A 7,034-nucleotide genomic window follows, 5' to 3' on the forward strand; every position below is an offset into this window, starting at 1 on the left:
TTCCACCGATCCCCGCGGCCCAGTCATCGCATTCCAGTATCTCTGCGCCGATGGGCCGGGCCTGTATCGACACTGTGTGCCCGCTTTGAACGTCCGCGCCGATATCGTCATCGCATGGCACGCACCCCGCAGGAGATCTTTGACCACCACATCCGCGCCCTGCTCGCTCGCGACGTCGAGGCGCTGCTCACCGACTACACCGAGGAGTCGGTGCTGATCACCCCCGCCGGTGTGGCGGCGGGCCTGACCGGGATCCGCGCGGCGTTCGGCCAACTGGCCGACGCACTGGACGGCGCGGAGTTCACCATCGACTCCCGAACCCACCACGACGACGTCCTGCTGATCGAGTGGACGCTGGATGCGCCGGCCTTTGCGGTCCGGGGCGTGGACACCTTCCTGTTCGACGCCGATTCGATCCGGGTGCAGACCATCTCCCAGTCGGCCACCCCCAAGGGCTGACTCATGGATCTGGAACCGGTGGCGCAGTGGATGTCGAGCCGACAACTGGGCGACGGCCCGCTGGAAGACGTCACGGAGCTGTCCGGCGGCACCCAGAACATCATGCTGCGTTTCACCCGGTCGGGCCGCGGCTACGTGCTGCGGCGCGGCCCGCGGCACCTGCGGCCGCGCAGTAACGCGGTGATGCTGCGCGAGACCCGGGTGCTGGCCGCGCTGGCCGGCACCGACGTACCGCACCCGCGGCTGATCGCCACCTGCGACGACCCGAAGGTGCTCGGTGACGCGGTGTTCTACCTGATGGAGCCCGTGGACGGGTTCAACGCCGGCGAGGGGCTGCCTGATCTGCACGCCGGCGATCCCGCGGTGCGCCACGAGATGGGCCTGTCGATGGCCGAGTCGTTGGCCAAACTCGGCGCCGTCGACCATGTCGCCGTGGGGCTGGCCGACTACGGCAAGCCGGACGGGTTCCTGCAGCGGCAGGTGCCGCGCTGGCTGGCCGAGCTGGACTCCTACCGACAGTTCGAGAACTACCCCGGCCCGGATCTGCCCGGTATCGACGACGTCGCCGCCTGGCTGCAGGCCACCACCCCGTCGTCGTGGCAGCCGGGCATCCTGCACGGCGACTATCACGCCGCCAACGTGATGTTCTCCCGCACCGGACCGCAGCTGGCGGCGATCGTGGACTGGGAGATGTCGACCATCGGGGACCCGCTGCTGGACCTGGGCTGGCTGCTGGCCACCTGGCGCCAGGACGACGGCTCCAGCGTGTTCAGCCACACCCTGACCGGCATGGACGGGCTGGCCTCGACCGGCGAGCTGGTGGAGCGCTACGCCGCCGGCAGCTCCCGCGACCTGTCGAACATCGGCTGGTACACCGTGCTGGCCAGTTTCAAGCTGGCGATCGTGATCGAGGGGACCCTGGCCCGGGCGTCCGCCGGGATGGCGCAGCAGGAAGTGGGCGAGCAGCTGCACGACGCCGCGGTCTGGTTGTTCGAGCGCGCGCAGGGCTTGATATCTGGCTGACCGCGCAACGGGAAAGTTTCGCCGAGATTCGGAAAAATCTCGGATGACGAGGGAATGCGTTGATTTTCGCGCCGCGCTTATGACGAAAATGTCGTGCTGTCTACATAGGCGAGCTAAGGTTGATTGCTGTGGACGATCGTCACAAGGATCCAACCGTTGTACTGCCCTACTTGGTCGGTAGGCCGCTCGGTGCCACCGAGGTCTACGAGGCATTCGGCTATCGCAAGTCCGCCTATTACAAGGCGGCGCACGAGGGTCGGCTGATCAGTGCGGACAATCTCATTCGAGTCGCCCGGTATTTCGGCTTGAACCCGGTCGACCTGCAGGTTCGTTTCGGGCTGATCGAGCACGACGCCGTCGCGGAATACCTGCAGGATTCGTCGAGGCCGTTGCGCATCGGCGATCTCAAGGCCGATCTGGACAAACCACCGGTCTGACGGGGCGTTCGGGAAGTACCGTCGACGCATGACGTCGGCCTTCATAGGCGTCACCGTACTGGTGGCGCTATACAGCCTGTGGGTGCGCCGCGACACCTGGTGGTCCCGCTGGGAGATCGGCGTCAGCACGGCCATCGCGCTGGAGTGCGCCGCATTGATGCTGATGTCGCCGTGGGCGGCCGAGACCATCGGCTCGCCACTGCATCGGGCCGCCCACATCTGGAACCTGCAGCAGTTGGTCGGCCACCAGTTCCTGGTGATCGCCATCTCGGCCAACGCTCACCATGTGCTGTTGCGCCTGGCTGACCATGAGCGGATTCGGCCGCTGTTTCGCCGGCACGTGGTGTGGCCGGTGCGAATCGGGCTGCTGGCGTTGGCGGTGGTGTTCGTCGTCGCCGACGCGGGTTACCGGCCGGACGGATTGTCGAGCAGCGGCGGAGTCTGGGCCAACGTGTACTGGGTGCTGTGGTGCGGACTGCTGATCTACGTGTCCGGCTGCGCGACGCGACTGCTGCTGGCGCTGCGCGACGATCCACGCGCCAAGGAGACCGTCGAGCTCTACACCGCCTCGTCGGCATTCGCGCTGGCCGCGATGATGGCGCAGTTGAGCACCACTTGGTCCAAGAACGACGCCAGCACGCTGGTCTGGTTCTGCGCGTGCGTGTCGGTGACCATCTTCGCTTACGGCTCGGCACGTTCGTGGCAGGCCAAGGCGGCCTGGTTCCACACCGGCAGGCTTCCGGTCAGCGAGAACAATCCCCCGCAATCGTTGGCGTGAGTGCGCCCGATGACGTCGGGGTTCATCATCGCCACATTGGCGATCATCGTCTATAGCCTGTGGGTTCGCCGCGACACGTGGTGGACCCGCTGGGAGGTCACCGCCACCTGCGCCGTCGCGATGGAGGGCTGCGCGCTGCTGTTGATGTCGCCCTGGGCGGCGCCCACGGTCGGCGTGATGCTGCACCAAGCACTCGGGGTGTGGAACGTGCAGCAGATGCTCGGACACCTGTGCTTGATCGCGGCGGTGTCGGGCAACATCTACCACATGTTGGTGCGCCTGGCTGACCCCGAACAGGTGAAGGTGTTGATGCGGCGTCAGCTCATGGTGCCGATCTGGCTGGGCGTCGCGATCATGGTGCCCGCCTTCGTGCTCGCCGACCAGGACTACCTCCCCGACTTCTTCTCCGCCCCGTCCGCCAATTCCTTGATGATCGTCTACGCGGTGACGGGCAGTGCGGTGGTGCTCTACCTCAGCACCTACGTCAGCCGGTTGATGCTGACCCTGCGCCAGGACCCGCGGGCCAAGACCACCATCGACCTGTATCTGGTGTCGATGGGGTTCGCGGCGGCCGCCACGACGACGGTTGTCGCCTCGGCCTGGGTCGAGGGCGACGACGCCGGTCCGGTGATCTGGGCCTGCGTCTGCCTGTCGATCGGGATCTTCTCCTACGGCTCGGCACGCTCCTGGCGGGCGAAGAGCGCGTGGTTCTCGCCGGCGACGGCCCGATAGTCGGGCCGGCATGACGGCTGTATTCATCACGGCCGCACTGGCCGTGGTCTGTTACTGCCTGTGGGTTCGCCGCGACACCTGGTGGTCGCGCTGGGAGTCTGCCGCCACGTTCGCGATCGCGATGGAGGGCTGCGCGCTGCTGCTGCTCTCGCCGTGGGCCGGCCATGAGCTCAGCCCGCTGCTGCACAGCTTCCTGGGTGTGTGGAATGTCCAGCAGCTGGTCGGCGGCCTGTGCATGATCATCGCGATCGTCGCGAACATCAACCACATGCTGGTCCGGCTAGTGCAGCCCGACCTGGTGCGGCCGCTGATGCGCAAGCACCTGCTGGTGCCGTTGAGCCTGGGTATTGCGGTGATGCTGGTGGCGTTCGTCGAGGCCGACTACGGCCACCAGCCGGACATGTTCGCGAGCATGACGGGCGACCGCTGGGTGAGCGCGTACGAGCTGGCGATCGCCGCCATATCGGTGTATCTGGGCGGCTACATAGGCCGACTGATGCTGCTGCTGCGGCATGATCCGCGGGCCCGCACGACCGTGGCGCTGTACCTGGCGTCGCTCGTGTTCGCGCTGGCGGCATGCGTGCTGGTGGCCATCTCGATCTGGATCCGCAGTTATCTGGGCCCGGCGATCTGGGGCTGCATCTGCCTATCGGTGGGCATCTTCGCCTACGGGCTGGCGCGGTCCTGGCAGGCCAAGCAGGCTTGGTTCATCCCGCAACACTGACGCGCGGAACGTTGATGCGATGAAGGGGCGGGGCCTCCGCTCCTCGTGACGTTCCCGGCGGATGCTGGGGGTGTCATGTCCAATCACGTGTTGGGAGGCCCCTGATGAGTGAGTATGCCGGAAAACAGTTCGTCGGGATTGATCTGCATCGGCAGCGGTCGGTGATCGTTCGTCAGTCCGATACCGGCGAGCAGCTCTCGACGGTGCGGATCGTCAACGACCCGGTGGCCTTGGGGTTGGAGATCGAGCGCGCTGGATCGAATCCGGAGGTGGTGCTCGAAGCCACCTATGGCTGGTACTGGGCGGTTGATGTCCTGCAGGCCTGTGGCGCCAATGTTCACTTGGCGCATCCGTTAGGCGTCAAAGGGTTCCGGTATCGCCGGGTGAAAAACGACGTGCGTGATGCCGCCGACCTAGCGGATCTGCTGCGGATGAACCGACTGCCGGAGGCCTGGATCGCACCGCCGGCCACCCGGGAACTGCGTGAGCTGGTCCGCTACCGCGCCAAGCTGGTAGCGCTGCGCTCAGGCCTTAAAGCGCAGGTGCATGCGGTCCTGGCCAAGGCCGGCGTGCTGATCGTCGCGACGGATTTGTTCGGGGCCACCGCCCGCAAACGCTTGGAGCGCACCCCACTAGGTGGTGTGTATGCCCAGCGGGTGGCCTCGCTGCTGCGTCTGATCGACATCCTCGACATCGAGCAGACAGCATTGTCCGACCGAATCGCCACCGAGCTGCACCATCACGCCGGCTACAACGCGATCCAACAATTGCCGGGCGTGGGGCCGGTCCTGGCCGCGGTGTTCGTCGCCGAGATCGGTGACGTGCACCGCTTCGGTGGCCCGGCACAATTGTGTTCGTGGGCGGGGCTGACACCACGGCATTATGAGTCTGACACCGTGGTGCACCGCGGGCACATCACCAAGCAGGGATCGACGTTGGTGCGCTGGGCGACCGTCGAGGCGATACAGCACAAGACCACGGTGAAGATCGGTATCGACAAAGATCGGATCGCCGCTCGGCGCGGCAGGAATATCGCCAAGGTCGCCGCGGCACGCAAGCTGCTCACCCTGGTCTACTACGGCCTGCGCGACGGGCACATCCGTGCGCTGGCCAAGGACGCAGCGTGAGTAATCCGGGTGCGGTATACGCGTGGTCGCCGCAGAGTCTGGCCTCCCCGCCTGGGGCATGGCCGTTCCGTTGATTGATCCCGCATACCGCACGCCGCACCGCTCCATGCCCTGCCAACCCGGCCAGGGCGAAGGGATGACCGGCAGCCCGGAACAACCCGGGCCTTACCCGATCTGATCTCGGACCACACTGGAGAGCCGCTTCACCCACAACCACATACCGAACCTGCCGTCTTCGGGCCCGGCCAATTCTGCGCTGAAACGGGTCGCCGTCAAGACCGTTCGTCCTCGCTACGCTGCGGGCGCTGCGTCTTGACCCCAACCCCTATTCAGCGCTGCCAGCACCTATCCCCAAAACCGAAAAACCGCAGGAACAACACCCTTGACAACGCCCCGCCCCTTCAGGGATGACTCTGCAAACGGTGTGCGCGTGGGCTATTGCGGACGGGCGGGCAGAACGTCGGCAGCTTACGGCCAGGTGCGGCGTATTCCTTTCGCCGACACCGCGTAGCAGGAGGCGCCGCCTTCTGCGACCTTTCGGTAGATCGCGTGCCGCGCATCGTGGAATCGGCGGACCATCTCAGCGATCTTCAGCTGCTGGTTGTCCAGGTAGAACATCGGAGCTGCGAACTCGACTAGCGGCCGACGTTCGACTTCACGGCCGCGGATTCTGCCGTCCTTGTGTAGCGGATACCAGCCTCTCTCAAGTCCCAACCGCATCCAAACGGGATCGTCAACGTCCTGAGCATCATTCGCGAAGTGATCGGCTGCCCGGTGAATTTGCCAACCGTGTTCGCGTAAGCCAGCTGCGACCCCAACGCCGAGGCCGCGGTCAAGGAAGAACTCAGGCTGCGTGCTTGAGGCCAACTCTGCATATCTCTTCGACCTCGACAACTTTCAGCCCGTACTCGTGAGCGACGGTCTTCATCGACTCGCCAGCGGCCCACAGATCCAAAACCGCCCTGACCGGCACCTTGTTCCGATCCACAACAGGAGCGCCCCAACCGAACCGCGGGTCGACAATCACTTCGGCGTCCCCACTGAATGCCGGCAGACGAAGCCTTGCCGCAAACTCTGTCGTCTCTGACCAGGTGATGTACTTGAGGTAGCCGCCCACGACTTCACGCAGCAGCGTCTGATGGTCACCTACACGAGCAATCTCGCCATCGTTGTGGTCGATGAAAATATCTATTCCGTCGGTGGCAATGCGCTTGCTGGCAAGCGCAAAATCGGTGTCGAAGTTCTCCCTCACATCCGCGACCGTGTCAGCGATCTGCCGCTTCGTGAACTTCAATTCATTCCTAAGCGCACGAAGAACGAACGCTTCGACCAGGGCCGCGAAGGGCACCGAGGCAGCTCCTCGGCGCTCTGGCTCGATGTGATGAACCAGCGGAGCGCGGCCCTGTGATTCGGACCGGAGCCAGTTGTAGACCGTTGACTGAGGAATCGCCAGGTAGGTCGACACTTCGCGAGGCGTGAACAGTGCATCAGTAAAAATATTGACTGTCATCGTCTTGGTCACCCCCTTAGCGAGCGTCAACGTGAGGGTAGATCACGCCATCCCTGTCAGTGTGCCTAACGCCCCCGACAGGCGGAGAGACGGCCCGCAAAATCCCCTTCCCTGGGGGACGGCCCCCAGTGCCCGCCGGACCGCCTCTCTAAAGGCATCTATCTGTGTGTGTCACCCAAGGGTTGGGGGCGAGGAATTGTCAATACCTGTGGATCGGGGTGTTTCAGGCGACCTCCGTTTCGGT

General features: G+C 64.9%; 9 protein-coding genes and 1 pseudogene. 7 read left to right on the top strand and 3 right to left on the bottom strand.

The window, feature by feature from the left end:
* The first annotated feature begins 114 nt into the window (after window positions 1-114).
* From K6T84_RS17275 to K6T84_RS17305, 7 genes are all read left to right on the top strand, one after another.
* Window positions 115-459: a nuclear transport factor 2 family protein gene (locus tag K6T84_RS17275; protein ID WP_225400888.1), complete on the top strand. Its 345-nt coding sequence runs from the start codon at window positions 115-117 to the stop codon at window positions 457-459.
* Between the two features lie 3 nt (window positions 460-462).
* Window positions 463-1,482 (top strand): phosphotransferase family protein, encoded by a 1,020-nt coding sequence (locus K6T84_RS17280; protein WP_225400889.1) that lies wholly within the window; start codon window positions 463-465, stop codon window positions 1,480-1,482.
* A gap of 128 nt (window positions 1,483-1,610) precedes the next feature.
* Window positions 1,611-1,919, top strand: a complete 309-nt coding sequence (locus K6T84_RS17285) for a hypothetical protein (RefSeq protein WP_224863410.1) — start codon at window positions 1,611-1,613, stop codon at window positions 1,917-1,919.
* A gap of 28 nt (window positions 1,920-1,947) precedes the next feature.
* A complete protein-coding gene (locus K6T84_RS17290; RefSeq protein ID WP_225400890.1) occupies window positions 1,948-2,697 on the top strand; it encodes a hypothetical protein in 750 nt (249 codons plus the stop codon).
* 9 nt (window positions 2,698-2,706) lie between these two features.
* Entirely contained in the window at window positions 2,707-3,429 is a 723-nt protein-coding gene (locus tag K6T84_RS17295) for a hypothetical protein (RefSeq protein ID WP_225400891.1), read from the top strand.
* Window positions 3,430-3,439: 10 nt separating this feature from the next.
* On the top strand, window positions 3,440-4,153 hold the full coding sequence (locus tag K6T84_RS17300) for a hypothetical protein (RefSeq protein WP_225400892.1): 714 nt from the start codon (window positions 3,440-3,442) through the stop codon (window positions 4,151-4,153).
* 104 nt (window positions 4,154-4,257) lie between these two features.
* A complete protein-coding gene (locus tag K6T84_RS17305; RefSeq protein ID WP_225400893.1) occupies window positions 4,258-5,280 on the top strand; it encodes an IS110 family RNA-guided transposase in 1,023 nt (340 codons plus the stop codon).
* 468 nt (window positions 5,281-5,748) lie between these two features.
* Here the strand turns inward: K6T84_RS17305 and K6T84_RS17310 are convergent, their stop codons facing one another.
* The 3 genes and pseudogenes from K6T84_RS17310 to K6T84_RS17320 form a co-directional block, all read right to left on the bottom strand.
* The gene (locus K6T84_RS17310; protein ID WP_255613089.1) at window positions 5,749-5,898 is read right to left on the bottom strand and encodes a hypothetical protein; all 150 of its coding nucleotides are present in this window, start codon (window positions 5,896-5,898) and stop codon (window positions 5,749-5,751) included.
* 45 nt (window positions 5,899-5,943) lie between these two features.
* A pseudogene (locus tag K6T84_RS17315) lies at window positions 5,944-6,174 on the bottom strand (PIN-like domain-containing protein); the annotation flags it as partial.
* Window positions 6,125-6,802: a DUF433 domain-containing protein gene (locus K6T84_RS17320; RefSeq protein ID WP_225400895.1), complete on the bottom strand. Its 678-nt coding sequence runs from the start codon at window positions 6,800-6,802 to the stop codon at window positions 6,125-6,127. The gene K6T84_RS17320 and the pseudogene K6T84_RS17315, both read right to left, overlap by 50 nt.
* Window positions 6,803-7,034 lie beyond the last annotated feature (232 nt).

Source organism: Mycobacterium zoologicum (genome assembly GCF_020181635.2).
Lineage (GTDB): Bacteria > Actinomycetota > Actinomycetes > Mycobacteriales > Mycobacteriaceae > Mycobacterium > Mycobacterium zoologicum.

Bases quoted from the DNA above. Each gene is read 5' to 3' on its own strand.
- K6T84_RS17275 (WP_225400888.1), top strand. From the start codon at position 115: ATGGCACGCACCCCGCAGGAGATCTTTGACCACCACATCCGCGCCCTG.
- K6T84_RS17280 (WP_225400889.1), top strand. From the start codon at position 463: ATGGATCTGGAACCGGTGGCGCAGTGGATGTCGAGCCGACAACTGGGC.
- K6T84_RS17290 (WP_225400890.1), top strand. From the start codon at position 1,948: ATGACGTCGGCCTTCATAGGCGTCACCGTACTGGTGGCGCTATACAGC.
- K6T84_RS17295 (WP_225400891.1), top strand. From the start codon at position 2,707: ATGACGTCGGGGTTCATCATCGCCACATTGGCGATCATCGTCTATAGC.
- K6T84_RS17300 (WP_225400892.1), top strand. From the start codon at position 3,440: ATGACGGCTGTATTCATCACGGCCGCACTGGCCGTGGTCTGTTACTGC.
- K6T84_RS17305 (WP_225400893.1), top strand. From the start codon at position 4,258: ATGAGTGAGTATGCCGGAAAACAGTTCGTCGGGATTGATCTGCATCGG.
- K6T84_RS17310 (WP_255613089.1), bottom strand. From the start codon at position 5,898: ATGTTCTACCTGGACAACCAGCAGCTGAAGATCGCTGAGATGGTCCGC.